At 63.1% G+C, this 23776-nt stretch carries 25 protein-coding genes and 2 pseudogenes; 15 read left to right on the top strand and 12 right to left on the bottom strand.

Annotated elements, in window-relative coordinates; all coding sequences use genetic code 11:
* Positions 1-117 precede the first annotated feature (117 nt).
* From CIT31_RS16400 to CIT31_RS16365, 8 genes are all read left to right on the top strand, one after another.
* Positions 118-1248 (top strand): metallophosphoesterase, encoded by a 1131-nt coding sequence (locus CIT31_RS16400; protein ID WP_165778473.1) that lies wholly within the window; start codon positions 118-120, stop codon positions 1246-1248.
* Positions 1249-1500: 252 nt separating this feature from the next.
* Entirely contained in the window at positions 1501-1821 is a 321-nt protein-coding gene (locus CIT31_RS16395) for an ArsR/SmtB family transcription factor (protein WP_095519476.1), read from the top strand.
* Complete coding sequence (locus CIT31_RS16390; RefSeq protein ID WP_245316339.1) at positions 1818-2600, top strand: SRPBCC domain-containing protein; 783 nt, start codon at positions 1818-1820, stop codon at positions 2598-2600. Before CIT31_RS16395 ends, CIT31_RS16390 begins: the two co-directional genes overlap by 4 nt.
* A gap of 397 nt (positions 2601-2997) precedes the next feature.
* A complete protein-coding gene (locus tag CIT31_RS16385; RefSeq protein ID WP_010915421.1) occupies positions 2998-3207 on the top strand; it encodes a cold-shock protein in 210 nt (69 codons plus the stop codon).
* A gap of 345 nt (positions 3208-3552) precedes the next feature.
* Positions 3553-3780, top strand: coding sequence for a hypothetical protein (locus CIT31_RS16380; protein ID WP_095519899.1), 228 nt, complete (start codon positions 3553-3555; stop codon positions 3778-3780).
* Positions 3780-4187: a hypothetical protein gene (locus CIT31_RS16375; protein WP_095519475.1), complete on the top strand. Its 408-nt coding sequence runs from the start codon at positions 3780-3782 to the stop codon at positions 4185-4187. The genes CIT31_RS16380 and CIT31_RS16375 overlap by 1 nt, the downstream gene beginning before the upstream one ends.
* Before the next feature lies 1 nt (position 4188).
* Positions 4189-4356, top strand: coding sequence for a hypothetical protein (locus tag CIT31_RS34255; protein WP_095519474.1), 168 nt, complete (start codon positions 4189-4191; stop codon positions 4354-4356).
* 5 nt (positions 4357-4361) lie between these two features.
* Entirely contained in the window at positions 4362-4745 is a 384-nt protein-coding gene (locus CIT31_RS16365; protein WP_095519473.1) for a YkgJ family cysteine cluster protein, read from the top strand.
* 65 nt (positions 4746-4810) lie between these two features.
* On the opposite strand, the gene CIT31_RS16360 is transcribed toward CIT31_RS16365, so the two are convergent.
* On the bottom strand, positions 4811-5548 hold the full coding sequence (locus CIT31_RS16360) for a cation efflux transmembrane domain-containing protein (protein ID WP_095519472.1): 738 nt from the start codon (positions 5546-5548) through the stop codon (positions 4811-4813).
* A gap of 65 nt (positions 5549-5613) precedes the next feature.
* Between CIT31_RS16360 and CIT31_RS16355 the strand changes: the two genes are divergently transcribed.
* Positions 5614-6039 (top strand): MerR family transcriptional regulator, encoded by a 426-nt coding sequence (locus CIT31_RS16355; RefSeq protein ID WP_095519471.1) that lies wholly within the window; start codon positions 5614-5616, stop codon positions 6037-6039.
* Between the two features lie 134 nt (positions 6040-6173).
* Positions 6174-6785 carry a LysE family translocator gene (locus tag CIT31_RS16350; RefSeq protein ID WP_095519898.1) on the top strand — a complete coding sequence of 204 codons (612 nt, stop codon included), beginning with the start codon at positions 6174-6176 and terminating at the stop codon, positions 6783-6785.
* Positions 6786-6795: 10 nt separating this feature from the next.
* On the opposite strand, the gene CIT31_RS16345 is transcribed toward CIT31_RS16350, so the two are convergent.
* On the bottom strand, positions 6796-7182 hold the full coding sequence (locus CIT31_RS16345) for a nuclear transport factor 2 family protein (protein ID WP_095519470.1): 387 nt from the start codon (positions 7180-7182) through the stop codon (positions 6796-6798).
* Complete coding sequence (locus CIT31_RS16340) at positions 7169-7648, bottom strand: OsmC family protein (RefSeq protein ID WP_095519469.1); 480 nt, start codon at positions 7646-7648, stop codon at positions 7169-7171. The genes CIT31_RS16345 and CIT31_RS16340 overlap by 14 nt, the downstream gene beginning before the upstream one ends.
* A gap of 119 nt (positions 7649-7767) precedes the next feature.
* Between CIT31_RS16340 and CIT31_RS16335 the strand changes: the two genes are divergently transcribed.
* The gene (locus CIT31_RS16335; protein WP_095519468.1) at positions 7768-8367 is read left to right on the top strand and encodes a TetR/AcrR family transcriptional regulator; all 600 of its coding nucleotides are present in this window, start codon (positions 7768-7770) and stop codon (positions 8365-8367) included.
* Between the two features lie 443 nt (positions 8368-8810).
* On the opposite strand, the gene groL is transcribed toward CIT31_RS16335, so the two are convergent.
* The gene (groL, locus tag CIT31_RS16330) at positions 8811-10466 is read right to left on the bottom strand and encodes a chaperonin GroEL (RefSeq protein WP_029354200.1); all 1656 of its coding nucleotides are present in this window, start codon (positions 10464-10466) and stop codon (positions 8811-8813) included.
* Between the two features lie 63 nt (positions 10467-10529).
* Positions 10530-10826, bottom strand: a complete 297-nt coding sequence (gene groES / locus CIT31_RS16325; protein ID WP_006203049.1) for a co-chaperone GroES — start codon at positions 10824-10826, stop codon at positions 10530-10532.
* Between the two features lie 323 nt (positions 10827-11149).
* Here groES and CIT31_RS16320 point away from each other — a divergent pair, with 323 nt between their 5' ends.
* Positions 11150-12085, top strand: coding sequence for a bifunctional helix-turn-helix transcriptional regulator/GNAT family N-acetyltransferase (locus CIT31_RS16320; RefSeq protein WP_095519467.1), 936 nt, complete (start codon positions 11150-11152; stop codon positions 12083-12085).
* Between the two features lie 6 nt (positions 12086-12091).
* Here CIT31_RS16320 and CIT31_RS16315 read toward each other — a convergent pair whose 3' ends face one another.
* Positions 12092-12925 carry an AraC family transcriptional regulator gene (locus tag CIT31_RS16315; RefSeq protein ID WP_095519466.1) on the bottom strand — a complete coding sequence of 278 codons (834 nt, stop codon included), beginning with the start codon at positions 12923-12925 and terminating at the stop codon, positions 12092-12094.
* 200 nt (positions 12926-13125) lie between these two features.
* On the opposite strand from CIT31_RS16315, the gene CIT31_RS16310 reads away from it, so the two are divergent.
* Positions 13126-14643: a winged helix-turn-helix domain-containing tetratricopeptide repeat protein gene (locus CIT31_RS16310; RefSeq protein WP_095519896.1), complete on the top strand. Its 1518-nt coding sequence runs from the start codon at positions 13126-13128 to the stop codon at positions 14641-14643.
* Here the strand turns inward: CIT31_RS16310 and CIT31_RS16305 are convergent.
* The 5 genes from CIT31_RS16305 to CIT31_RS16285 all read right to left on the bottom strand — a co-directional run bounded on the left by CIT31_RS16305 (position 14640) and on the right by CIT31_RS16285 (position 21408).
* Positions 14640-14969, bottom strand: coding sequence for a hypothetical protein (locus CIT31_RS16305; protein WP_245316335.1), 330 nt, complete (start codon positions 14967-14969; stop codon positions 14640-14642). The genes CIT31_RS16310 and CIT31_RS16305 overlap by 4 nt on opposite strands.
* A 31-nt stretch (positions 14970-15000) precedes the next feature.
* Positions 15001-15411 (bottom strand): hypothetical protein, encoded by a 411-nt coding sequence (locus tag CIT31_RS16300; RefSeq protein WP_095519465.1) that lies wholly within the window; start codon positions 15409-15411, stop codon positions 15001-15003.
* An 81-nt stretch (positions 15412-15492) separates the two neighbouring features.
* The gene (locus CIT31_RS16295) at positions 15493-18588 is read right to left on the bottom strand and encodes an efflux RND transporter permease subunit (protein WP_095519464.1); all 3096 of its coding nucleotides are present in this window, start codon (positions 18586-18588) and stop codon (positions 15493-15495) included.
* 115 nt (positions 18589-18703) lie between these two features.
* Positions 18704-20278 carry an FAD-dependent monooxygenase gene (locus CIT31_RS16290; RefSeq protein WP_095519463.1) on the bottom strand — a complete coding sequence of 525 codons (1575 nt, stop codon included), beginning with the start codon at positions 20276-20278 and terminating at the stop codon, positions 18704-18706.
* Positions 20275-21408, bottom strand: coding sequence for an efflux RND transporter periplasmic adaptor subunit (locus CIT31_RS16285; RefSeq protein WP_095519462.1), 1134 nt, complete (start codon positions 21406-21408; stop codon positions 20275-20277). Before CIT31_RS16285 ends, CIT31_RS16290 begins: the two co-directional genes overlap by 4 nt.
* Positions 21409-21669: 261 nt before the next feature.
* Between CIT31_RS16285 and CIT31_RS16280 the strand changes: the two are divergent.
* Positions 21670-22398, top strand: a pseudogene (locus tag CIT31_RS16280) (HlyD family secretion protein); the annotation flags it as partial.
* Positions 22399-22575: 177 nt separating this feature from the next.
* On the opposite strand, the gene CIT31_RS16275 reads toward CIT31_RS16280, so the two are convergent.
* Positions 22576-23091: a CAP domain-containing protein gene (locus CIT31_RS16275; RefSeq protein WP_095519461.1), complete on the bottom strand. Its 516-nt coding sequence runs from the start codon at positions 23089-23091 to the stop codon at positions 22576-22578.
* 216 nt (positions 23092-23307) lie between these two features.
* On the opposite strand from CIT31_RS16275, the pseudogene CIT31_RS16270 reads away from it, so the two are divergent.
* Positions 23308-23415: pseudogene (locus CIT31_RS16270) on the top strand (DUF2147 domain-containing protein); the annotation flags it as partial.
* Positions 23416-23776 lie beyond the last annotated feature (361 nt).

Raw genomic sequence — 23776 nt, 5'->3', positions numbered from 1 at the left:
CGTCTGCCCGGCAAGTTGAGTCCTGACACTGAAGGAATGGCAGACCTGCGGCATCGTGTCGACATACCGTTCGAGCCAACTGGACGAAGAGGCGCCGGCTGTGCTGAATCTCGCGTCATGAATCGCATCTCGGCAGGATCACTCTCCCGGCGCAGCTTCCTGGCACAGGCGGCAGCGTTGGCTGCAGCCGGCTCCCTTGCGCGACCGGCGCTCGGAGGGACCGGGCAGGGCATTCCGCCTGTCGACGCCACCTTCCTGTTCGTCGCCGATGTCCATGCCTGCCGCATGGCCAGCGGGCTGAGCCCCAATTGTCAGCAGGAAGGCAAGACCGACGCCGCCTTGCTGCGCAGTGTCGCCGCGTTGAACGCCATCGGCGAGAAGGACTGGCCGGCCGAAATCAACGGCATCGCCACCGGACTGCGCTCGGCCGGCAGCCGCATCGGCGCGCCGCTCGGCCTCGTCGTCGGCGGCGACATGACCGACGACGGCGGCGGCCAGGTCACCCAGCCCAGCGAAGGCACGCAGCTGCTCCAGTTCAGCCAGCGTTACCAGCAGGGTGTCGGCCCCGATCGCGTACATATGCCGGTCTATGTCGGGCTCGGCAACCACGATCTCGACCAGAACGGTCCGCCGAACCACGTCGACTGGTATCGCCGCGAAATGCGCGATTATGTCGAGATCAACCATCGTGCCGGCGTGTTCTTCAAGCCGCCGGTGCCGGCCACCAGTTACGATGTCGACACCGACTGCTACTCATGGGACTGGGGCGGCCTGCATCTCGTCCAGACGCACCGTTTTGCCGGCGACGCCGGCCACGGCGCGGTATCCAGCCTACCATGGCTGGAGCAGGATCTGGCGACCTATGCAGCGGATCGCCGCCCCGTCATCCTGTACCAGCACTATGGCTGGGATGTTTTTTCGACCGAACGCTGGAATGCCGCCAAACGCACCTTCGACGATGACGGTACCGGTCCGCCGCATTGGTGGAGCGAGGCGGACCGGCAGGCGCTGCTGGCGGCGCTGAAGGGCTACAACGTCGTCGGCATATTCCACGGCCACCAGCACGAGACACCAATGATCTACCGCCGCGACGGGCTCGACCTGTTCAAGCCGAAGGCCGCCTATATGGGCGGCTTCGCGCTGGCGCGAGTGACCAGCGACAGCATGGACGTTGTGCTTGGCGAAGCCACCGGCGACAACGGCGAGGTCGCTTTCACCAACGCTTTCTCCAAGCGTCTTAGTTTCTAGCCGGCGGCCGAGCCGCCTTTTTGTTCACCCGCCGGGCGATCTGGCGAAGGCAGGTCTGGAGACGCCGTTCGAGAAGGCTCTGTGCCGACCGGGCCCCGGCTGGCACATCACCAATTCTGCTAAAGCAGGCCTCGATCAGCGGCGCGCGTCAACAAAATCGTCATCAGGCCATCCGAACAGGAACGCTGAACACCAGCTGCAATTGACAAGAGGAGAGGATCGGCATAATAGGTAACCAAATGGATACGTATTATGCCGCAGGCTGATCATGACCGTTCCGTTTTCCGGGCCATCGCCGACCCAACCCGACGCGCCATCCTCGACCGATTGCGCCTGGGGCCGGCGCCCGTCAACGAACTTGCCTCGGCCTTTTCGCAGAGCCGGCCGGCGATCTCCAAGCATCTGCGGGTCCTGCGTGAGCTGCGCGTCGTCTCCGAGCAGAAGATCGGCCGCGAGCGGCTCTACCGGTTGGAGCCGGCCGAGCTCAAGGACGTGGCCGACTGGATCTTGCCCTATCGCGATTTCTGGCAGGCGAGCCTCGGCAATCTGAAATCCTATCTGGAGAGCGAATGATGACCAGCAACGACAGACCGCGCGCGATCGCAGACGTTTCGTCGGGCACCATCCTTGCCACTGTGACGATCGCAGTGCCGCCGGAGCGCGTGTTTCACGCGCTGACCGCTGAAGACCAGATCCCGCTCTGGTGGGGTTCGGACGAACAGTACCGAACGACCAGACATATCGCAGACGTGCGGCCGGGCGGCGCTTGGCGTTCGGAAGGCAAGGGCGCCGACGGCGAGGAATTCCATGTCCAGGGTGAGTATCTGGAGGTCGACCCGCCGCACAGGCTGGTGATGACGTGGAAGGCGCCGTGGGACGGCGACAATGTTACTACCGTCGTATACATGCTCGAAGCGGTCGAGGCAGGAACCCGGCTGACCCTGCGCCATCAAGGTTTTGGCGCGCGCAAGGAGTCGTGCCGCGCCCACGGCTCCGGCTGGGAGCACGTGCTCGGTTGGCTGGGCGATTTCCTCACCAGCGAGGGGCACGGCAAGCCACAGGCCGTGTTCCACTGCAGGCTCATACCGCCACGGCCCGATTTCGCCTTCACGATGACCGCTGCGGAAGAGGCGCTGATGAAGCAGCATTCGGACTATCTGCACCGCAAACTCGCCGAGGGCAGGGTGCTTTTGTTCGGACCGGTCGCCGATCCAGCCGGGCCATGGGGCCTTGGCATCGTGCGCGCCGAAGACGAACAGGGCGCCAGGGAACTGACCGAAGCTGATCCGACGGTGCGCTCCGGGCTGGGCTTCCGCTACGAGATCCTGCCGTTGATCACCGCCGTCACGTGAGCGCAGTCCTCCGACGCATGTAAGAACGCCCCTCGTGCTTCTGCGCGGGGGCGTCCTGGTGTCGTCAGCCTTTCTCAAGATCGCTCTTTCAAAATAACTTTCGACATATGCAAAATGCACGAGAGCCAAAACGGTTCCCGCATGTCGGTGTGATTTTGCAGTCGGGCTCCGTCGATTCCGCGCAGACAGCGGCAGCGAGATCACCGGGCGGCAAAAGCAAAAATTGACACGGTGGCAAAAGAAGTCTAAAAGCAATTCGTCGATATTTGTTTGACCGACTTTTGTTATCCGCGTGTCCAGGCGCGCCTTTGACGAACTTCCCCCATCAAAATCGAGACAAACGCTGTTGTGCATTCGCATGACGGCGAACGAATATTTGCCACGGAAAGGGTTCGTTATGAGCACAGGCACAGTTAAATGGTTCAACGCCACCAAGGGTTTTGGTTTTATTCAGCCTGACGACGGCTCTGCCGACGTATTTGTCCACATCTCGGCCGTAGAACGCGCCGGAATGCGCGACATCGTCGAGGGCCAGAAGCTCGGCTACGAGATGGTCCGCGACAACAAGTCGGGCAAGATGTCCGCCGATCAGTTGAAGGCGGCCTAAAACGGAATTCAGCTTCGCCGGTGACCACGGATGTACTGGCACCGGTGAACGGCGAATACCAGCGCATGACCCGGGAAACATCACTTTCCAGAAAGGATCATGCGCAGATGAGAAAGTGTCAGCGGGTTCAACTGGACGCGCGGCGCTTCAGCGGGAGGTCAGGCAATGCCTGGCCTTTTGCATTTCGCGCTTCAAAAATTGGAAAAGAGCACCGCGCGTTCGCTTGAACGTGTTAAGGATGCTCAGCAATTTGAATCCGACTGCCGTATTGCTCTGTGCGTGGTCCTGGTCGAAAGACCGGTCTCGCCATTTTGCGGCATCATGCTCCGAACCGGGAGAAAGACCTTGACCGCCACTTCAAAGAAACCCCGCGACCAGGCCGAATCCATCTTCAGCAAGGCCCAGACCCAGTCCATGTCGCTCAACCGCATCATTTCCGAACAGGATGCTGTCAGCGAGGCCCGGGAAGCCAAGACCGCACGGCTGCGCGAACTGCGCCTGGAAAAGGAAGCCGACGAGATGGCTGCGGCCGCCGCGCTCCCTGTCTTGCCGAAGCGCGTGGGCAAACGCTGATGGCCACCAAGCGCGTCCCGCAAAAGGCGATCGCCGCCGATTCGACCATCGCCGATGTCGTGGGAGAGCTCGACAAGCCGGTCGAATATGTCCGCCGGGTGCTCGAGAAGCTGGAGCGCTGCAAGCGCGCCCATGGCGATGCCCAGGTCAGGCTCGGCGTGCGTGGCCGCTCCGAATGCCCGAACTATCTGATCGAGTATGTCCGCGAAAATGCCAAGACCCACGAGCGCGTCACCCATCAGGATGCCGCCTATAGTGGCAGCACGCATCGCGAGCTGGCGCCCCGGCATATCGAGGAGACCAGGAACTGGTCGCCCGAGGAAATGAACATCACGGCGGTCTCGGCGCTGATCGGCCGCCTTCGCAACCCGAATGCGCCATCATCGCTTTTCTCCGACGAGGATTGATATGGCCATAAAATTTTCCGCCAAGGATCAGCCGGCAGCATCCGGTGCCACCGCAAAGCTGGCCAAGCCGGCCGCCGCGCCGAAAGCCGACGTTACCGGCGAGGCCGCGACCGATCTGTTCAAGTCGCCGGCGGAAGCGGCGGCGCGCAAGACCAGGAAGAAGAAATAGCGCCTTTGCAGCGAAACGCCGATCTGAATCCGGTTGCGTCAGGGCTGCTGGCCTTGGCGAGTGCCGGAGATTTTTTGCCTCTGGAGGAGCGCGCCGCCCCTCTCTTCGACTGCCAGAGCTGCGGCGCCTGCTGTTCCTATTCATCCGAATGGCCGCGCTTCTCGACCGAGGACGACGCGCAGCTCGACCGGATCCCGCAAGACTATGTGGCCGCCGACGAAGCGGGCATGCGCTGTGACGGCGTGCGTTGCTCGGCGCTTTCCGGCGAGGTCGGCAAGTCGACCGCCTGTGGCATTTACGAGGTCCGCCCGGACGTCTGCCGCGCCTGCATGCCCGGCGGCGACGATTGCCTGATGGCGCGCAAGGCGCACGGGCTGCCGACGCTGTGATAACGGGCCTCAGATAGTGGCTCGGTTTGAACTCCCACCTCGGGTGGGAAGGAGACGGTGGCATTTCATTCTGCGGCAACCTGATCAGGGCGGTGGCCTTCATGATACTCGCTCCACGCCTGTCGCAGGATTTGCACTGAAGACATAAGAAAGATGCCTGCCATCAGCGCCGCCACCGCCAGATCGGGCCATGCCGTCGATGTGCCCCACACTCCCAATGCCGCTGCCATAACCACAACATTGCCGATCGCATCGTTGCGGGAGCAAAGCCAGACCGATCGCACATTCGCGTCGCCGTCCTTGTAGGGTCGGAGCAGGAGCACGGAGCCAAGGTTTGCCGCCAGCGCAAGAAAGCCGATCACACCCATTACTTCAGCGCTCGGAAGTCCAAGGACAAGGGTATGGTAGACGGTTGAACCAAAGACCCAGACAGCCATAACGGAAAGCGAGAGGCCCTTAAACAGGGCGGCCGTCGCTCGTGTGCGCAGGCTTGCCCCGATCACGGCGAGGCTCAACCCGTAAGTGACGGTATCGGCGAAGAAATCTAATGCATCGGCCTTCAACGCCTGCGATCCCGCAAGCTGACCTGCCACCATCTCCGTCAGGAACATCGCCCCATTGATGCCGATGACTGTCCAGAGCATGCGCTTGTAGCGCGGGTCCATGCCGTCAAAGATTGGCACGCCCCCAGAGCAGCAAGCGTCTTCGACCTCCTCGCGAGCGGCGGCCGCGCTCACCGGAAAGACCAACGGCGTCGGTGCGCAGGAAGCGTTCTTTTCGTCATTGCAGCAATGGTCAGCCATGCGGTGCCTCCTTTTGTGCAGGCACCGTATTCTCTATAGTGACTAGAGGTTCAAGAGGCTTTTTCATGGATTTTTCGATTGGCGAACTCGCGCGGCGCACCAAAGTGAAGGTGCCGACCATACGCTACTATGAACAGATCGGCCTGTTGCTGCCGCCACCTCGCACCGAAGGGCAGCAAAGGCGCTATGACAAAAACGCCATAGCGCGACTTGCCTTCATCAAGCATGCGCGTGAACTCGGCTTCGATATCGAGGCAATCCGCGCGCTTCTGTCGCTGCAGGACAACCCGGATCAATCTTGCAGCGTTGCCGACAGGATCGCAAAAGCACGCCTTGCTGAAGTCGAGGAACGCATTGTCAGCCTCAACGCTCTGCGAGCGGAATTGCGGCGGATGGTTGAGGAATGCGCCTCTGGCCGGGTGGCGGAATGTCGCGTTATCGAGACCTTGGCCGACAGTAGTCACGGGCATGGCCGCTTAGCTGAGACCTGATTGAGTAGTGCATGTCGGCAAAGCGTCGTGAGCCGAAATTCGAATGAGGCACTAACGGTCCTCGGGCTGGCTTGTGCCTGCGCGTTTCGCTGGCTACGTTGCCGGGCGGCAGGGACAACGCCGGGAGGCCATCCGTGAGCATCGAATTCTTGTTGACCTCGCTGATTGTCGTGGCTTCGCCCGGCACAGGCGTTCTCTATACCCTGAGCGCCGGGCTTTCGCGTGGCGCGCGCGCCAGCATCATCGCTGCTTTCGGCTGCACGCTCGGCATCATTCCGCATATGGCGGCCGCCATCACCGGTCTGGCGGCGCTGCTGCACACCAGCGCACTCGCCTTCGAGACGCTGAAATATCTGGGCGTCGCCTACCTGCTCTACATGGCATGGAACACGCTGAAAGAGAGCGGCAGCTTGAACGTCGGGCAGGATGTCGCGCCGCGCTCGGCCGGCCAGGTGATCACCTCGGGCATCCTCATCAACATCCTCAATCCGAAGCTGTCGATCTTCTTTTTCGCCTTCCTGCCGCAGTTCGTCAGCACCACCGAACCGCATGCGCTGTCGAAGATGCTGGAGCTCAGCACCGTCTTCATGTTTTTGACCTTCGTCGTCTTTGCCGGCTATGGCATCTTCGCAGCCTCGATCCGCAGCCATGTCGTGTCGCGGCCGATGGTACTGACCTGGATGCGCCGCACCTTCGCCGGCGCCTTCGTCGCGCTCGGCGCAAAACTGGCGCTGACCGAGCGGTAGCACCCTTTGGCTACCCCTTGACGTATCCCATCGCCTCGACGATCTGCCCGTCCGCTACGCGCATCAGATTGACGCCGCGGATGGAGTTGCCGTCGGCAGGCCAGTAACGCCAGCGGATTGTCGCCCGTTCACCGGCGACGAACGTCTCTTCAAGGTCGAAGCGGGTGCCGGGTTCGCTGGCGATTGCCGACCATAGGCCGACGCACGCCTCCCGCCCGGCATGGCGGGCGCCATTTGGCGCCGGCATGGTATTTTCGATGACGCAGTCCTCGGCCACCAGGCCCGGGAGTGCCGACGGATCATGATTTTGGAACACGTCGTTGAAGCGCCGCATGATCTCGGCCGTCCGTCTGGATTGGTCGTCTGGATGGATGAGCATGATGCTATTCTGTTCCATCTTGGCACCTCCTGATGTCATTTTCCGCAGCGGCGGCCGTTACGAGGTCGGCCTTGAGCCTGATATCCGCCACGCCGGCCAAAGCCCGGGAGACCAGGCATGTCGTCTTCGCGGATTGGGCAAGCCGCTGGAATTCCTCGGGCGCCAGGCCCGGGACTTCGGCTTCCGTTTCAAGGTCGAGGCGGGTGATCGTCGGTCCGGCCGTGCTGGTGCCGAGATGCACCTTGGCAACGGTGTGGATCCGTACGGGGACATGGCCGCCGCTGCCTGCTATTGCGCTCAGCGCCATTGAAAAGCAGCCGGCATGCGCCGCCGCAATCAGTTCCTCCGGATTCGTGCCGGGACCTTTTTCGAAGCGCGACGGGAAGGAATAGGCGCCTTCGAAGACGCCGCTGCCAAGCCGCAGGCGGCCCGAACCTTCTTTTAACGACCCCTGCCATTGGGCCTCTGCTTCACGGATGGTCATTTTATCGTTCTCCTCTTACACGAATGCCGTCAAGATATATAGACTGATCTACATATTATGTAAACCGATTGTCATATCTAGTGCAAGGTCTATAATGCTGACTCCTGACAGAGGTTGACATGGCCAACGACACCCGCACCCGCATGATCGAGGCGACGGCGCTGCTGCTGAGGCAGCGCGGCTATCACGGTACTTCGCTCAACGACATTTTGAGCGCCTCCGGTGCGCCACGAGGATCGCTCTATTTTCATTTTCCGGGCGGCAAGGACCAACTGGTGATCGAAGTGACGCGCGACAGCGTTGACAAGGTGACTCAAAGGCTTGGTGAAGAGCTGGCTGCCGAAAAAGATCCGGCGGTGGCCGTCCACCATATCTATCAGTCGGTCGCGCGCATGCTGGAGGACACCCAGTTCACGCTTGGCTGCCCGATCGCGCCCGTGGTGCTGGACTCGCCGACCGACGTGCCGGAGCTGGCCGAACTTTGCCGGTCGGCTTTCGAGCAATGGATAGGCTTGCTGCAGGCGGCCTTCGTCAGGGCAGGGGTGCCCGAGCGCCGCGCCCGCGCTCTGGCGCTGCTTGTCGAATCATCGCTGGAAGGGCTGATGGTGATCGCGCGCGCCACCCGCGACCGCGCCCCGGTGCTGGCGGTGGCCGATGAGGTCGCCGCGCTGATAGAAGGTGCCTTGCCTGCCAAAGAGGTCGCGGTAACGGCGGGCTGATATTTTATGGCCTTGATCGCATCGAAGCCGGCGCGGAGCCCTGCCGAAAGCGCCGAAGGCCGAACAAGAGATGGCTCCAGCCCTGCGATCATGCCGTAACTATTGCCAAAGCGTGCAGCGGTACAGGAGGTCTCGCCCGCCGATCGCGGCTGGCACGGCGATTGAGGTGCGTAACAAATAAAAAGGGGCGGCATCGCTGCCGCCCTTTTCCGTATCTGAAGGCTGATGGGCTGGATTAGAAATCCATGCCGCCACTCAAGCCCGCTTGCGGGCTTGAGCATTATCAGTCTTAGAAATCCATGCCGCCACTCAAGCCCGCTTGCGGGCTTGAGCATTATCAGTTCATGGGCGTGCTGATGGACTTCCTTAGAAATCCATGCCGCCACTCAAGCCCGCTTGGGGGCTTGAGCATTATCAGTTCATGGGCGTGCTGATGGATTTCCTTAGAAATCCATGCCGCCCATGCCGCCCATGCCGCCGCCGCCCATTCCGCCAGGCATGCCGCCGCCAGCCGACTCCTTCTTCGGAGCCTCGGCGATCATGGCTTCGGTGGTGACCAGCAGGCCGGCGACCGAGGCCGCATCCTGGAGAGCCGTGCGCACGACCTTGACCGGATCGACGATACCCATGGCGATCATGTCGCCATATTCGCCGGTCTGGGCGTTGAAGCCGAAGGTCGGGCCCTTGTTCTCGAGGATCTTGCCGGCAACGATCGATGCTTCCGCACCGGCGTTGGACGCGATCTGGCGAGCCGGAGCCTGCAGCGCGCGACGCACGATGCTGATGCCCGCGGTCTGGTCGGAGTTGGCGCCGACAGCCTTGATGCTCAGCGAAGCGCGCAGGAGTGCGACGCCGCCGCCGGGTACGATGCCTTCTTCGACGGCCGCGCGGGTCGCGTTGAGGGCGTCATCGACGCGGTCCTTCTTTTCCTTGACTTCGATCTCGGTCGCACCGCCGACGCGGATGACGGCAACGCCGCCCGCCAGCTTGGCGAGACGTTCCTGCAGCTTCTCCTTGTCGTAGTCCGAGGTGGTCTCCTCGATCTGCTGCTTGATCTGGGCGACGCGGCCCTGGATCTCGGCCTTCTTGCCGGCACCGTCGACGATGGTGGTGTTCTCCTTGGAGATCGACACCTTCTTGGCGCGGCCGAGCATGTTGAGGCCAACATTCTCGAGCTTGATGCCGAGGTCTTCGGAAATGACCTGGCCACCGGTGAGGATGGCGATGTCTTCCAGCATGGCCTTGCGGCGATCACCGAAGCCCGGCGCCTTGACGGCGGCGATCTTCAGGCCGCCACGCAGCTTGTTGACGACGAGCGTGGCCAGAGCCTCGCCTTCGACGTCTTCCGAGATGATGACCAGCGGCTTCGAGGTCTGCACGACAGCCTCGAGGATCGGCAGCATGGCCTGCAGGTTGGAGAGCTTCTTCTCGTGGAGAAGGATGTAGGCGTCTTCCAGATCCGCAACCATCTTGTCGGCGTTGGTGACGAAGTAGGGCGAGAGATAGCCTCGGTCGAACTGCATGCCTTCGACGACTTCGAGTTCGGTCTCTGCGGTCTTGGCTTCCTCGACCGTGATGACGCCCTCGTTGCCGACCTTCTGCATCGCTTCGGCAATCATCGAGCCGACCGAAGCGTCGCCATTGCCGGCGATGGTGCCGACCTGGGCAACCTCTTCCGAGGTCTTGATCTTCTTGGCGTTCTTGATCAGCGTCGCGACGACGTCGCTAACCGCGAGATCGATGCCGCGCTTCAGGTCCATCGGGTTCATGCCGGCGGCAACCGCCTTGTGGCCTTCCTGGACGATCGACTGCGCCAGAACGGTCGCGGTCGTGGTGCCGTCGCCGGCGATGTCGTTGGTCTTCGAAGCGACTTCGCGGACCATCTGCGCGCCCATGTTCTCGAACTTGTCTTCAAGCTCGATTTCCTTGGCGACGGTGACGCCGTCCTTGGTGATGCGCGGTGCGCCGAACGACTTGTCTATGACGACGTTGCGGCCCTTGGGGCCGAGCGTGACCTTCACTGCGTCGGCGAGGATGTTGACGCCGCGCAGCATGCGCTCACGGGCATCGCGGGAAAATTTTACGTCTTTGGCAGCCATTTTTTAGCTCCTGGCAGGGGCTTGAATTGAGCCCGAAGATTTAAGTGACGGTGAGGCCGATATTCAGCCGATGATGCCCATGATGTCGGATTCCTTCATGATCAGAAGGTCTTCGCCATTGAGCTTGACTTCGGTGCCCGACCACTTGCCGAACAGGATGCGATCGCCGGCCTTGACGTCCAGCGGGACGAGCTTGCCGGCTTCGTCGCGGGCGCCGGAACCGACGGCGATGATCTCGCCTTCCTGCGGCTTTTCCTTCGCCGTGTCCGGGATGATGATCCCGCCGGCAGTCTTGGATTCGGATTCAACCCGGCGTACGACCACGCGGTCATGAAGCGGGCGGAACTTCGACTTTGCCATTTTTTATTCCTCGATGAGAATGGTGAGAACAGTTCCTCCGTCCGGCGACGCCGGACCTACGTTAGCACTCACCAATGGCGAGTGCTAACGTGGCGGTGAGATAAGCCGGCGGCTGGCGAGAGTCAAGGCGCTGAGTGGGCCAATCAACGCCCGGCGATGAAGTACTGGCGCCTCGGCGAAGCAAGCACCAACAGCGAGCATCGTTCCGCCAGCGGATCGCAGCCGCTCGGCACGACTCGCGCCGGACAATGCGTATGACCTGCTTCAAACAGATACTTGACTAAGTCAAGTAAGTGGTTGATCTTGTGCGGTAGGAGGATGCCATGACAATTCATCATCAACCCGGCAAGGAGCGGATCGATGCCGTGCGGGGCTTCAACCGCTTCTACACCCGCCAGATCGGCCTGCTCGACGAAGGGTTGCTGAAAAGCGCCTTCTCGCTGACCGAGGCTCGTGTGCTCTATGAACTAGCGCATCGCGATGGCCTGACCGCCACCGACCTTGCGCGCGATCTCGGTCTCGACCCCGGCTACCTAAGCCGGTTGCTGAAAAAGTTCGAGGAGCGCGGCCTGGTCGAGCGCGCCGCGACGCAAGCCGATGCGCGGCGCTCGTCGATCGCGCTGACGCCGGTGGGAAGGGCGGCGTTCGCGCCGCTGAACCAAGGTTCGCACGATCAGGTCGCGGCCTTGCTCGACCGGCTTCCGACTATAGAACAGGACAGGCTGGTCAAGGCAATGCAGACGGTGCAGCGCCTGCTCAGCGAAGGCACGGAGGCCAAAATTCCCTACATGCTGCGACCTTTGCAGGTCGGCGACATCGGCTGGATCATCCATCGACAGGGCCTGCTTTACGCGCAGGAATATGGCTGGGACGAAACCTACGAGGCGCTGGTCGCCGAAATCCTCGGCGCCTTCGTCAAATCCTTCGATCCGAAATGGGAACGCAGTTGGATCGCCGAGCGGGAGGGCGAAGTCGTCGGCTCGGTCTTTGTCGTGCGCCAGTCGGACGCGGTGGCGAAGCTGCGCCTGCTCTATGTCGAACCCTCGGCGCGCGGTCTCGGCATCGGCAGGCGGCTGGTCGAGGAATGCATCGGCTTTGCCCGAGCGAGGGGATACAAGACGTTGACGCTGTGGACCAATGACGTGCTCACCTCAGCGCGCCGCATCTACGAGGCGGCCGGTTTCAAATTGGCCGACGAGGAGCGTCACCACGCCTTCGGCAAGGATCTGGTCGGCCAGAACTGGAACCTGGAACTGTAGTGGTGCTTAGGCTTTGACCGGTATCCAGATTTCCAACCCGCCATTGCCGCTGCGTGGATCGAATTCGGGGCCGTAGCGCTCGAATTCGGGCGCGTCGGCGATCTTATGCCCGGAGGCCGGCAGCCATTTGTTCCAGATCGTGTTGACCGTGCGGCGGATGGTCGAGATGTGGTCACGATGGGCGAACACGGCGTATATCTGCGCCGGCACGCGTACGCGCGAAAACTCCTTCGGCAGGTCCGAAAAATCGGACACTTCGACGCCGGCGATATAGTCGAAATTGCCTGCATCGTCGCCGTTGACGCAGACGCCATAAGCGGCGTCCCCGACCTCGCCTGGAATGTTGCCGATATAGGGGCCGAACCGCTGCCATTGCATCGGGATGCCGGCGCTGGTTTCGCAGCTGTAGCGCTCGCCGAGACCGGCGATGAGAAACGGCCGGCTGATTTCGAAACGCGGCGGTTCGAGATTGGTGAGGAAGGACTGGTCCATCAGGATCGGCTCCACGAGATCGAGGTTTTTGAGTGAGCCTTGCGCGCGCACCAGTTCCGGCGTGGTGCCGAACTGGTCGCGGAAGGCGCGGGTGAAGGCCTCATGCGAGGCGTAGCCGGCGTCGAGCGCGACCGAGAGGATGTCGGGCGCACCGGCGGCGAGCCTGCGCGCCGCCTCGGTCAGCCGGCGAGAACGGACGTAGCCCATCACCGAACTGCCGGTCGCCGCACCGAAAGCTCGCGTCACGTGAAAGCGCGACACGCCACTGCTCTTGGCGACATCGTCAAGCGAGACTGCTTCCGGCAAATGGCTTTCGACGAACCACAGCGCTTTCTCGGTCGGGTTCATATCACTCCTCGCATTGGCAGTCCTGGTATCCGGCATGCCCTCATTGGCACGGCCTCGCATTTGGCACGAGGATGGTGCCGTCTCGTGGCATCGAGAGTTTGATCGAAATTGCGCTCCGCGCAAATTCCTGCTCGCCCCACACGGCTCTTGACGGGACGCGCATACGGTATGTCAATGAGCTTGTCAGGGAGGGTATCCCAGTGGCGATCGCGACTGCCGATCAGACCTTTCGATTTGGCGGATTCACGCTGGATCTGGCCAGGGGGACACTGCGCGGCCCCGATGAGCCGCTATTCCTTCGTCCCAAAGCCTATACCCTGTTGACACATCTCGCCCGCAACATGGGCCGCATCGTGCCGAAATCAGAGCTGATGGAAGTTGCCTGGCCCGGCATTTTCGTTACCGAAGATTCGCTGACGCAATCGATCCGCGAGATCCGCAAGGCAATCGGCGAGGATATGGTTCGCACCGTCTCCAAACGCGGTTACATGCTGGCGGCCGAAGCCGAGCAATCGCCGGAGATCGGCGGGCAGCCGATCGTGGCGGTGCTGCGTTTCCGCAATGAAAGCGGCGATCTGGCGGACGAGGCGATTGTCGACGGCTTCGCCGAGGATATCATCAACGGGCTGGCACGCTTCGGAACCGTCACCGTCCTGGCGCGCAATTCGAGCTTTTCCTTCGCCTCTTTTGCACGCACCGAGTGGCCGCAGATCCGTTCGCGCATCGGCGCGGACTTCCTCATCGAAGGGTCAGTGCGTCGTCAGGGCGAGCACGTGGTGGCGGCCGTCAACCTCATCGACACCGCGAGCGCCAGCCAGCTCTGGGGCGACCGCTACCAGTCGCGCGGCACGGGCCTGTTCGCGATCGAGCGGGAGATCGTCGAGCAGATCGTCAGCCGGCTGGTCACGCGGGTCACCAATGCCGGTCTGGAGCAGGCTTCGCGCAAGCCTATCACCAGCCTCGCCGCCTATGAGTTGGCGCTGCGCGGCTTCGCGCTCCTGCGCGATCCCGCCCAGACCGATCAGCGGGGTGCGGAGGCGTTGTTCGAGGCGGCCATCGCCAAGGACCCGACCTATGGCCTGGCCTACACCTACCTCGCTTTGGCACGCGCATTGGATGGAGAATTCGGGCGTGCCAGCGACGCGGTGCTGGAAAACGCCCGCGACCTTGCCGACAAGGGTCTGTCGCTCTCGCCGGACCAGGCGACCGGCCATCGGGTGCAGTCGCTGGTGCGACTCTATATGCGCGACCATGAAGCGGCCGAGCACCACATGCGCATCGCGCTGCAGCTCAACCCTTATGACGCCGACAGCATCGAGCAGATGGGCATGCTGCTTACAATGCGCGGTAGACCGCTCGAGGCGCTGACCTGGCTGGCGCGCGGCATACGCATCGACCCCTTGCACCCGCACTGGTACCAGTTCGATCGCGCGCTGGCGCTCTACATGATGGGCGAATACCGGCCAGCGGCGGAGGCGTTGGAGCTTGCCACACGCCCGGCGCCGTGGATCCGCACGCGACTCGCCGCCTGCTACGCCCAGATGGGCGAGATGGAACGGGCGAGGCGGCAGATCGCCCTCATCGACGAGGGCGATCCGTTTTCGCCGGTCGACTATGCGCTGCGCGGCGTCCCGTTCGAGAATCAGGCCGACGCGGATCATCTCGCCGAAGGCGTCATGCTTGCGCTTGGGCGGCAGGCTGCGCCCGGGGTCGGTTAATCGACGACAACGACGATATAGCGGCCTTGATAGGCTCGATAGTAGGTGCCGCCGCAACGCCAGACGGCGAAGCCGTTGACCTTGGTGCGCACGCAGCCCCCGGGCAGCGCGGGAACCCAGGCTGTAGTGTGCCGGAGCACGCGCCATGTGGTGCGCCGTGCGACGCCTGCGGCACTCCGGGGCGTCCAGGGCTGGCCGACTCGGGCCTCGGCCTGGCTGACCAGCGACAGCGCCGGCGCGGCGATGCCGATGATCTCGACGGCGGCGAGGCCGACCGCGAGCAATGCAGCGGCCGAGCGGAATTTCTTCGCGGATTTCAGAGGCATTTTTTTCGTTTCTCCTGATGTTGATCGAAGGTCAGTGCGATGACGCGACTGGCCGGGCAGTGCCCGCCAGAACCGCGAGGTGGGCAACCACGAACAGCCAATGTGCCGCGGTCGTCGCGTAGCCGACGATGAGCACGTCGGCGGCGATGAAGAACTGCCAGAACAAGAGGTTTGCGGTTCCGAGCAGTGCATGGACGGCCGCCAGGACAGCGTGCCAGTTCAGGGAATAGGCGCTGCGCCACATGGTCAGCCCGATGATCAGGGCAAGCCCGTGCGCCTCGATGAAGCCGATGCCGGTCCCGGGTGCATTGGCGAGCAGGGCTGCCTCGGCGCTGCGCCCGAAGAAGGAGCCGGCAATGTCGGTTATCAGGCCGCCTGCCGATGCGAGAATCAGGAAGCTGGCGTTGACGCGGATGAGAAGGTTTCCGAAAACGGGTGTCATGTTCGGTCCTTTCAGTTTAAATCTTGCGAGCGGCTGCCACGGCGGTTCCGCCGCCGTGGCGTTTGTTGGGAGGGGTCGCCTTTAAGCGGCCAGCGGCTGCGGTTCGGCGACGGACTCGATGGGTTCAGCCGCCGACTCCGCCGGTGCCTTGATGCCGAACCAGGCGACGTAGAGGGTCGGCAGAAAGATCAGCGTCAGCGCGGTCGCCACCATGAGGCCGCCCATCACCGCATAGGCCATCGGGCCCCAGAACACCGTCGGTGCGATCGGGATCATGCCGAGAATGGCCGCGGCTGCCGTCAGCAGGATCGGCCGCAGCCGATGCGCGGTGGCGCTGATCACCGCCGACCACGGCTCCTCGCCCGAGGCGATGTGCTGGTCGATCTGCGCGATCAGGATGACCGAGTTGCGGATCACCATGCCGATCAGCGACATAACGCCGAGGATGGCGACGAAGCCCATCGGTGCTCCCGACATCAGCAGCGCGGCAGCAACGCCGATCAGCGCCAGCGGAGCGGTGAGCAGCACCAGCACCAGGCGCTGGAAGCTCATCAGCTGAATCATCAGCACGGTTATCATGATGAACAGCATCAGCGGGAAGACGACGAAGATGCTCGCTTGCGCTTTGGCGCTGTCCTCCATGACGCCGCCCTGTTCGACGCTGTAGCGGGCCGGCAGTCCCGCTTTGAAAGCAGCGATCGCGCTGTCGAGCTTGCGCACCACGGAGGAGGGATCGGCGCCCGGCACGACGTCGGCCTGCACGGTCACTGTCGGCAGACGGCCTCGGCGCCAGATCAGCGGCGCCTCGGTCTGGTAGGAGAACGAGGCGACCTGGTCGAGCGGCACGCGGCGTCCGCCCGAGGCGCTGACCGTAAGCGTGCGCAGCGTGTCGATGTCGGCACGTTCCGACTGCACGGCACGGGCCACGATGTCGACCAGGTAGGTATCGTCGCGCATCTGCGTGATCTTCGACCCCGACAGGATCGAATTAATCGTGTCGGCAAGCTGCTGCGAGGAGATGCCCAGCGCGCGCGCCCTGTCCTGGTCGACCTCGACCTTGATGACCTTGGCAGGCTCGTTCCAGTCGTAGTTGATATTGCGCACGGCACCATTGCTGCCCAGGACCTGTGCGAACTGCTGTGCCAGGCTGCGCGCCTTGTCCGGATTCGGTCCGCTGACGCGGAACTTCAACGGCCAGCCGACTGGCGGTCCGAGTTCGAGCGGCGTGACACGGGTCATGACGTTGTCGAAGCCGCTGGAGAGCGACTTTTCCAGCCGATCGATCACGGCCTGGCGCACGGCGTGGCCCTTGGTCACGACCACCGCCTGGGCGAAGAAGTCGTTGGCCAGCTGCGCGTCGAGCGGCAGGTAGAAGCGGACCGCGCCCTGGCCGACATAGAAGCTCCAGTGCTCGATGTCGGGATCGGCGGCGAGCAGCTTCTCGACGCGGCCCACGACCTCGTCGGTCGCCTTGATCGACGCCGTTTGCGGCAAGGTGAGATCGACCATGATTTCGGGCCGGTCGGATTTCGGGAAGAACTCCTGACCGACAAAGCCCATGGCCACGACCGAGAGCGCGAACAGCCCGGCGGTCGCCGACAGCACCAGCCACTTCGCCCGCATTGCCGTTTCGAGCAGCACGCGGAAGCCGCGCGCCAGGCGCGACGGCTGGTGGCTGCCATGGCCCTTGATGCGCTCAGGCAGCAGGACGACGCCGGTCAGTGGCGTGAACAGCACCGCGACGACCCAGGAAACGATCAGCGCTATGCCAACGACCGCGAACAGCGAGAAGCAATATTCGCCGGCGCCACTCTTGGCGAAGCCGACCGGCACGAAGCCGGCAATCGTCACCAGCGTGCCGGTGAGCATCGGGAAGGCGGTCGAGGTGTAGGCATAGGTGGCGGCCGAGATCCGGTCGTAGCCTTCCTCCATTTTGGAAATCATCATCTCGACCGCGATCATGGCGTCGTCGACCAGAAGGCCAAGAGCGATGATCAGCGCGCCGAGCGAGATGCGCTGCAGCGAGATGCCGAAATACTCCATGGTGACGAAGGTGATGGCGAGCACCAGTGGGATGGCGACGGCCACGACGATGCCCGGACGCCAGCCGAGCGCCAGGAAGCTGACGGCGAGCACAATGGCGATGGCTTCGCCAAGGCTCTTGGTGAACTCGCCGACGGATTCTTCGACCACATGCGACTGGTCGGCGACCAGGCCGAGCTCGACGCCGAGCGGCAGCTCGGCCGCCATCTCGTGCATTTTTTCCTTGACGTTCTCGCCGAGCGCAAGCGCGTCGCCGCCTGATGTCATCGAGATGGCGATGCCGAGAGCCGGCTTGCCGTTGAAGCGGAACATCGGCTGTGGCGGGTCGGAATAGGCGCGCCTGACCTCGGCAATATCACCCAGCCTGAAATAGTGGCCGTTGGCATAGAAGTTGATCGCCTTCAGGCTCTCTTCGGAGGTGAAGCTGCCGGAAACCCGGATGGCGATGCGTTCGGGGCCGGCATCGACCGTGCCGCTCGGGGTCAGCGCGTTCTGCGCCTGCAGCGCCTGCGACAGCGTGCCGACGTCGAGCCCGAGTGCGGCGACCTTCTGCGTCGAGAATTCGAGATAGATCTTCTCGTCCTGCTGGCCGATCAGCTCGACCTTGGCGACGTCGGGCACGGTCAGCAGCCCGGCGCGCAGGCTGCTGGCCAGGTCCTTCAGCTCACGATGGCTGATGCCGTCGGAGGTGAGCGCGTAGATAAGCGAATAGGTGTCGCCGAACTCGTCATTGTAGAAGGGGCCTTGGACGCCTGAAGGCATTGTCGATTTTATATCGTCGAGCTTCTTGCGCACCTGGTACCAGAGCGGCTGCACCTGATCGGCCGCCACCGTGTCCTTCAGGTTGACGAAGACCACGGATTCGCCGGGCTTGGTGTAGCTCTTGACGTAGTCGAGGTTGGGAAGCTCCTCGAGCTTCTTCTCGATGCGATCGGTGATCTGTTCGACCGTGTCGCTGGTCGTGGCGCCCGGCCATAAAGTCTTGACCACCATGGTCTTGATGGTGAAGGGCGGGTCCTCTTCGCGGCCGAGGCCCGTATAGGCGAACATGCCGGCGAGCGCGGCCGCGATCATCAGGTAGATGACGAAGCTCTTGTGGCGCAGCGCCCATTCGGAAAGGTTGAAGCTGGTCATGATGCAACTCCTTGATGTCGCGCGCAGTCTGGCGCGCGGCCGGCCGACGCCGGCTACGTTGTGCTGTTGAGGGTCTGTCGGTGCTGCGCCCGCGGGTCGGCGGGCGCAGCAACTGTCAGGCCAGGCTGTGCATGGTGCCTGGGATGCGGTACGGCGCGCGCTCGGCCAGCCTTGGCCGGAGCGAGAGCGCTGCGAGATAGCGCTGGAACGCTGCTGCCTCCTGCACCGGCGAGGCCAGCGCGACATGGCCGTCGGGCCGCACCAAATAGGCACCGTCGCGATGCAGGCCCGTAGCTTTGGCCATGTCGGACCAGGCGAAGCTGTGGATCGGGATGCCGGTGGGAGCCAGCATCGCCCGGAACTCGGCATTCGCCGCGCCATAGACATGCACCTGCCAGTCCAGCGAGCGCAGCGGCTCGAAATTGTTGCCGCTGGCGGTGAGGACATAGGGCAGGCGGTCGCCGCCGCTGATTTTCCCGGCCGTGCCGGAACTGATCGGCCCGGAACGGTACTGGATCGCGGCCTGCGAGATTAGGCCGAAGAAGGCGCGCGAGCCGAACGACGTGTGCAACAGGACGTTCAGGATCTTTGGCATCAGATAGCGGCGAAACAGGCCGACCAGGCGCGAGCGGCTGGTGATGAAGCGGAACGCCGTGTCGGTGCTCTCGATCAACTTCCGGGCAAAGGCGATGCGCTCCGGCTCGTAGCTGTCGAGCAGGCGCTGATCGGCACGGCCTTGAACCACGGCAGCGAGCTTCCAGCCCAGGTTGACGGCATCGCCGATGCCGGTGTTCATGCCCTGGCCGCCGGCCGGGCTGTGGATGTGGCCGGCATCGCCGCAGAGGAACACGCGGCCGACGCGGAAGCGTTCGGCAACGCGGTGGTGGACGCGGTAGGTCGAGAACCAGTTGACTTCGCTGACCTTGATGCCGGTGTCGCGCTCGACATCGGCGCGGATCGCCTCGAAGGTGATCGTCTCATCGGCTTCATGCGCCTTCGGCACGATGCCGATCAGACGCAGTGAACCGGATTGCCTGACCGGCATGGCGATCGCGAAACCGTAAGCGCTGACCGTGGTGTCCATGCCGTTGCGGGTGACCGCGCCGCTGCCCGTCACGTCGGCGACGTAGAAGGCCTGTTCGTAAGTGCCACCCGGGAAGCCGATATTTAGCCCATGCCGCACGGCGCTGCGGGCGCCGTCGCAACCGACGAGATAGGCGGCACAGACTGTCTCGGTCACACCGCCATTGCGCAATGTGGCGACAACCGAACTGGTCCTGTCCTCGAAGGCGACCAGCTCGGTGTTGCGCTCGACCCGAACCCCGGCGCGCTCGAGATGCGTGATCATGATGCGCTCGTGAATGTCTTGCGGCAGCGCGAATGCAAAGGAGTACGGGCTGATGCCGCGGCCGAAGTCGGAGAGCGGCAGCTTTGCGGCAATGCCGGCCGGCGTGCGCAAAGTGAGTTGCTCCAGCCGCACGCCGGCGGCAAGCACGTCCTCGACGATGCCGATCTGGCGGTGGAACTCGAGCGTGCGGGCCTGGACGGCGAGCGCGCGCGATGTCTCGCCCGGACCCGCGGCCTTGTCGAAGATGCGGACCGGCACGCCGAGACGGGCGAGCCAGAGGGCAAGTGTCAGCCCGGTTGGTCCGGCGCCGGCGATCAGGATTTTCGTTTGTGACGGGCTCATCTGGATTCTCCTGCCGCGACGCGAACCTTTTCGTGTTCGCGCAGCCGGTTGATGCCGGCGGTTACGACAACGTCGCCTTCGGCCAGGCCGCCGCTGACGATGACGCGCTCCGTCTCATAGCGATCAATAACGACTGGCTTCAGCTCGACCGCCGACGAAGCGCTCACAATCCACACGGCCGGCTTACCGTCCTTGTCGAACAGCGCACTTCCCGGCAGCACCACGACAGGCGCGCTGGATTCGTTGACACGGCCCGCGACGCTGCTGCCAAAGCGCATTTCATCCGGGGCGTTGCGCAGCGAAACCTTCACCTGGAAGGTGCGGGTGGCGGCATCGGCCACCGGCGACACCTCGCGGATGACGCCGGATGTCGAGATCGCCGGGTTGCTCAGCAGCGAGACCATGATCTCCGGCGGATGCCCGGCCCTGCGGCCGTCCGAGAAAGCTGCCTCGGCGATCGAGAAGACGGCGTCGCGGGCTTGCGGATCGGCGATGCGCACGACCATCTGCCCGACATTGACGAGCTGGCCTTCCTCAGCGCCAGTCGCCGTCACCACGCCGTCGAAATCGGCGTGCAGTTCGGTATAAGCGAGCTGATCCCTGGCCATCTCCAAGCCAATCTTTGCCGAGTCCAGCTTGGCTTGCGCCGAGCGGAGGTTCTTCAACGTCGCATCATAGCTGGCGCGCGTCGTGAAGCCTTTGGCAAGCAGCGCTCCGAGGCGGACCTCTGCGGCACTCGCCTCGACCAGCACGGCCTGCGCCGCCGCGACATCGGCCTGGGCGCTGCGCAAGCGGTTGCGATAATCCTGGTCCTCGATGCGGGCGAGCACTTCGCCTTTCCTGACCATCTGACCTACTGCTGCCGTGCGCTGCACGAGCTTGCCGGAGAGCCGGAACCCAAGGTCGCTTTCGCGCTGTGGGCGGATTTCGCCGATCGCGAGCCGGCTGTCCGCCTGCGGTGCCGGCTTCACCGTCACGGCCTTGACCAGCTTCGCTTCCGGCACATCCGGCTTTGCGCTCGCGGCCTCGCCCTTGGCAGCGTACCAGGTGACGGCGGCGGCGCAGGCGAGCGCCGCGATCGATACGCCGACGAGGCCACGTTTCAACCTGCTGTGGAATGCGGCACTCATGTTATCTCCTATCCATGTTGCGGCCGGCGCCGGAATGGGTGCGAAAGCCGGCTATGATCCTTGGCTGGAGACGGGGACGCCTTGGCGCGAAAACAGGGTCAATTCGCCCGTTCACCAGCACGCTTTCATTCGGCTTTTCAGGCGCTGAAATCCCGATCGGATTCTGAAAATTTTCCGATGTTTTGGCGACCGACCTTTTCCATGCTGTCCCTTTGAAAGGTCCTCGAATGGGACGCCCAGGGAAAAACGAGAACACTGGTAGCGCAGGAGAACTTCGACGCCAGCCAGGTCGACTACGCGCAGTCGCAATATGACCGGGCCGCCGACCTTGCCCGCAAGGGCATTAACGCCAAATCGTCGCTGGAGGAGGCCAGGAACGATCTCGACAAGGCCAAGCAGCAACTGGCCGCGGCCGAGCAGGGCATCCTCAGCGCCAGGGCTGCGCTTGGCGGCAATCCCCGATATCGAGACCGACAAAGCATCGACCGTGATGGCGACGCTCGCCGCATGCGACAAGGCTGCCTACGATTTGGGGCAGACTACGGTCAGGGCGCCGGCAGCCGGCATCATCAGCCAGGCTGCCTCGTTCAAGGTCGGCCGGTATGTCGGCTCGGGTACGCCGCCGTTTTCGCTGGCCGAGACCGGCGAAACCCGGATCGATGCCAATTTCAAAGAAATCCAGCTCACCAATATGAAGCGCGGCCAGAAGGCTGAAATCGTGGTCGACACCTGTCCGGGCAAGACGTTCGAAGCTACGGTCAAGGCGATCGGCGCCGGCACGGGGGCCGAGTTCTCGCTGTTGCCCGCCCAAAACGCACCGGCAACCGGGTCAAGGTCACCCAGCGCATTCCGGTACGCCTGCAACTGGCCGATGCCGACGCCAAGATGGCGCTGCGCACCGGCATGAGTGCGACCGTCACGGTGGACACCGGCGTTTCCCGCGGGCTTCCGAGCATCTTCGGCCACGCCACGGCGGGTGAGGCGCAATAGACCACCTCGGTCCATCGGATGATGAAGCCTGAGACTACGTCAATGACTTCAAGCTGCTGATGATGATGACGCTTGCCATCCCGTTTGTTTTCCTGCTGCGCAAGCCAAAGGCTGGTCCGACCGCCGGTCCCGCTGCGCATATGGGCTGACGGCTTGTCGACTTGCCGGACACACCCCCTATCTGCCCAGAACAAGGCTCCAGTAGCGCAGCGAGCTGTCGCGGCCGTGCCGCACATAGGCCAGACCGAAGCGGGTGAAGCGCGGGTCGAGCATGTTGCGGCGGTGGCCGGCCGAATGCATCCAGATGTCGAACAGCTTCTGCTGATCGAAACGGCCCTCGGCGATGTTTTCGGCGGCAGCACCGCTAATGCCGTTGCCCTTGACGCGCGAGGCGAATCCCTTGCCCCAGCCTGTGGTATGGGTCATGCGGCCGCCGCGCGCCATATAGCCGGACTGCTGCAGGGCTGCCTGTTCGAGCTGAGGGTCGGGGAGAAGCGGCCCGAGGCCGGCTGAGGCACGGATGCCCGCCAGTGTGCCGACGGCGGAGGCGGAGACCCCGGCGCCTTCGCCGGTGGGCAGCACAGTGGCGCAGGCAGCGAGCCCGGCCAGTGCAGCAAGGCCGGCAGCTCTAAATAGCATTCGCCTGTTAAAGCTTGATCGGGCACCGGAATTTTCGATTTTGGCAACGGTCATGCCCGACTGACATAGCGGAGATCATGGCTTTTGCCGGGCCGGCGCTCAAAAATCTCGCTCACTGCGCCCTTAGCCGTTCGCGAACCCCGCTGACTGCACGCTACGGCGCGGTATTCTCCAAGGTAGTCACCCAACCACCGCCGATAGCCGCATTGCTCTCGACAAGAGCACTCCTGCCGCAGACCGTTAGCCGGCAGACACTTCAGCGGCAAGGTCTACAGCAGCAAGATCCAACTGACGGACGGCGGCAAGAAGCTCAACGTGCGCGGCTACATTGGTGTCTCAATGTTCGGTCGCTCGCAGATTTGGGTGCGTCAGGAATAAGGCACCAGGATCGACTGGAAATCTGTCGATCCAGAGACAATCATATGGAAAGAAAACGTCATGAGCCGTCATCGTCGATCGATACAGGGCATTCAAAAGATATCGTCACCTTCTGTAGCGCCGGCGGCCAAGGGCGCTCGATGAACAGTCGAGATGTCTACCGGTGGGCTCTCGCGGAGCTGCTGACACCAAACTCAACTTAATTTCGGATCGGGCTATAAGGCATTTGCCGAATATGGCGGCGCCGTCGCATCTTTCTGCTTGCCGCCCTATTTCACCAAAGGACGGGGCCGCCGGAATGAAGGCCAGCTTTCGGGGACCGGCAAGGAACCGGTCAGCGACTGATATCGGGTCGTTTGCC

The sequence above is a fragment of the Mesorhizobium wenxiniae genome (genome assembly GCF_002284535.1).
Lineage (GTDB): Bacteria > Pseudomonadota > Alphaproteobacteria > Rhizobiales > Rhizobiaceae > Mesorhizobium > Mesorhizobium wenxiniae.
This window is presented reverse-complemented; position numbering and strand designations above follow the sequence as displayed.

Excerpts from the sequence above, each read along its gene's own strand:
- CIT31_RS16385 (WP_010915421.1), top strand. The coding sequence starts at position 2,998 with ATGAGCACAGGCACAGTTAAATGGTTCAACGCCACCAAGGGTTTTGGT.
- CIT31_RS16395 (WP_095519476.1), top strand. The coding sequence starts at position 1,501 with ATGCCGCAGGCTGATCATGACCGTTCCGTTTTCCGGGCCATCGCCGAC.
- CIT31_RS16285 (WP_095519462.1), bottom strand. The coding sequence starts at position 21,408 with ATGAGTGCCGCATTCCACAGCAGGTTGAAACGTGGCCTCGTCGGCGTA.
- CIT31_RS16375 (WP_095519475.1), top strand. The coding sequence starts at position 3,780 with ATGGCCACCAAGCGCGTCCCGCAAAAGGCGATCGCCGCCGATTCGACC.
- groES (WP_006203049.1), bottom strand. The coding sequence starts at position 10,826 with ATGGCAAAGTCGAAGTTCCGCCCGCTTCATGACCGCGTGGTCGTACGC.
- CIT31_RS16290 (WP_095519463.1), bottom strand. The coding sequence starts at position 20,278 with ATGAGCCCGTCACAAACGAAAATCCTGATCGCCGGCGCCGGACCAACC.
- CIT31_RS16295 (WP_095519464.1), bottom strand. The coding sequence starts at position 18,588 with ATGACCAGCTTCAACCTTTCCGAATGGGCGCTGCGCCACAAGAGCTTC.
- CIT31_RS16400 (WP_165778473.1), top strand. The coding sequence starts at position 118 with ATGAATCGCATCTCGGCAGGATCACTCTCCCGGCGCAGCTTCCTGGCA.
- CIT31_RS16345 (WP_095519470.1), bottom strand. The coding sequence starts at position 7,182 with ATGGAACAGAATAGCATCATGCTCATCCATCCAGACGACCAATCCAGA.
- CIT31_RS16305 (WP_245316335.1), bottom strand. The coding sequence starts at position 14,969 with ATGCCTCTGAAATCCGCGAAGAAATTCCGCTCGGCCGCTGCATTGCTC.
- CIT31_RS16360 (WP_095519472.1), bottom strand. The coding sequence starts at position 5,548 with ATGGCTGACCATTGCTGCAATGACGAAAAGAACGCTTCCTGCGCACCG.
- CIT31_RS16340 (WP_095519469.1), bottom strand. The coding sequence starts at position 7,648 with ATGACCATCCGTGAAGCAGAGGCCCAATGGCAGGGGTCGTTAAAAGAA.
- CIT31_RS16390 (WP_245316339.1), top strand. The coding sequence starts at position 1,818 with ATGATGACCAGCAACGACAGACCGCGCGCGATCGCAGACGTTTCGTCG.
- groL (WP_029354200.1), bottom strand. The coding sequence starts at position 10,466 with ATGGCTGCCAAAGACGTAAAATTTTCCCGCGATGCCCGTGAGCGCATG.
- CIT31_RS34255 (WP_095519474.1), top strand. The coding sequence starts at position 4,189 with ATGGCCATAAAATTTTCCGCCAAGGATCAGCCGGCAGCATCCGGTGCC.
- CIT31_RS16315 (WP_095519466.1), bottom strand. The coding sequence starts at position 12,925 with ATGAACCCGACCGAGAAAGCGCTGTGGTTCGTCGAAAGCCATTTGCCG.
- CIT31_RS16320 (WP_095519467.1), top strand. The coding sequence starts at position 11,150 with ATGACAATTCATCATCAACCCGGCAAGGAGCGGATCGATGCCGTGCGG.
- CIT31_RS16300 (WP_095519465.1), bottom strand. The coding sequence starts at position 15,411 with ATGACACCCGTTTTCGGAAACCTTCTCATCCGCGTCAACGCCAGCTTC.
- CIT31_RS16335 (WP_095519468.1), top strand. The coding sequence starts at position 7,768 with ATGGCCAACGACACCCGCACCCGCATGATCGAGGCGACGGCGCTGCTG.
- CIT31_RS16355 (WP_095519471.1), top strand. The coding sequence starts at position 5,614 with ATGGATTTTTCGATTGGCGAACTCGCGCGGCGCACCAAAGTGAAGGTG.
- CIT31_RS16275 (WP_095519461.1), bottom strand. The coding sequence starts at position 23,091 with ATGACCGTTGCCAAAATCGAAAATTCCGGTGCCCGATCAAGCTTTAAC.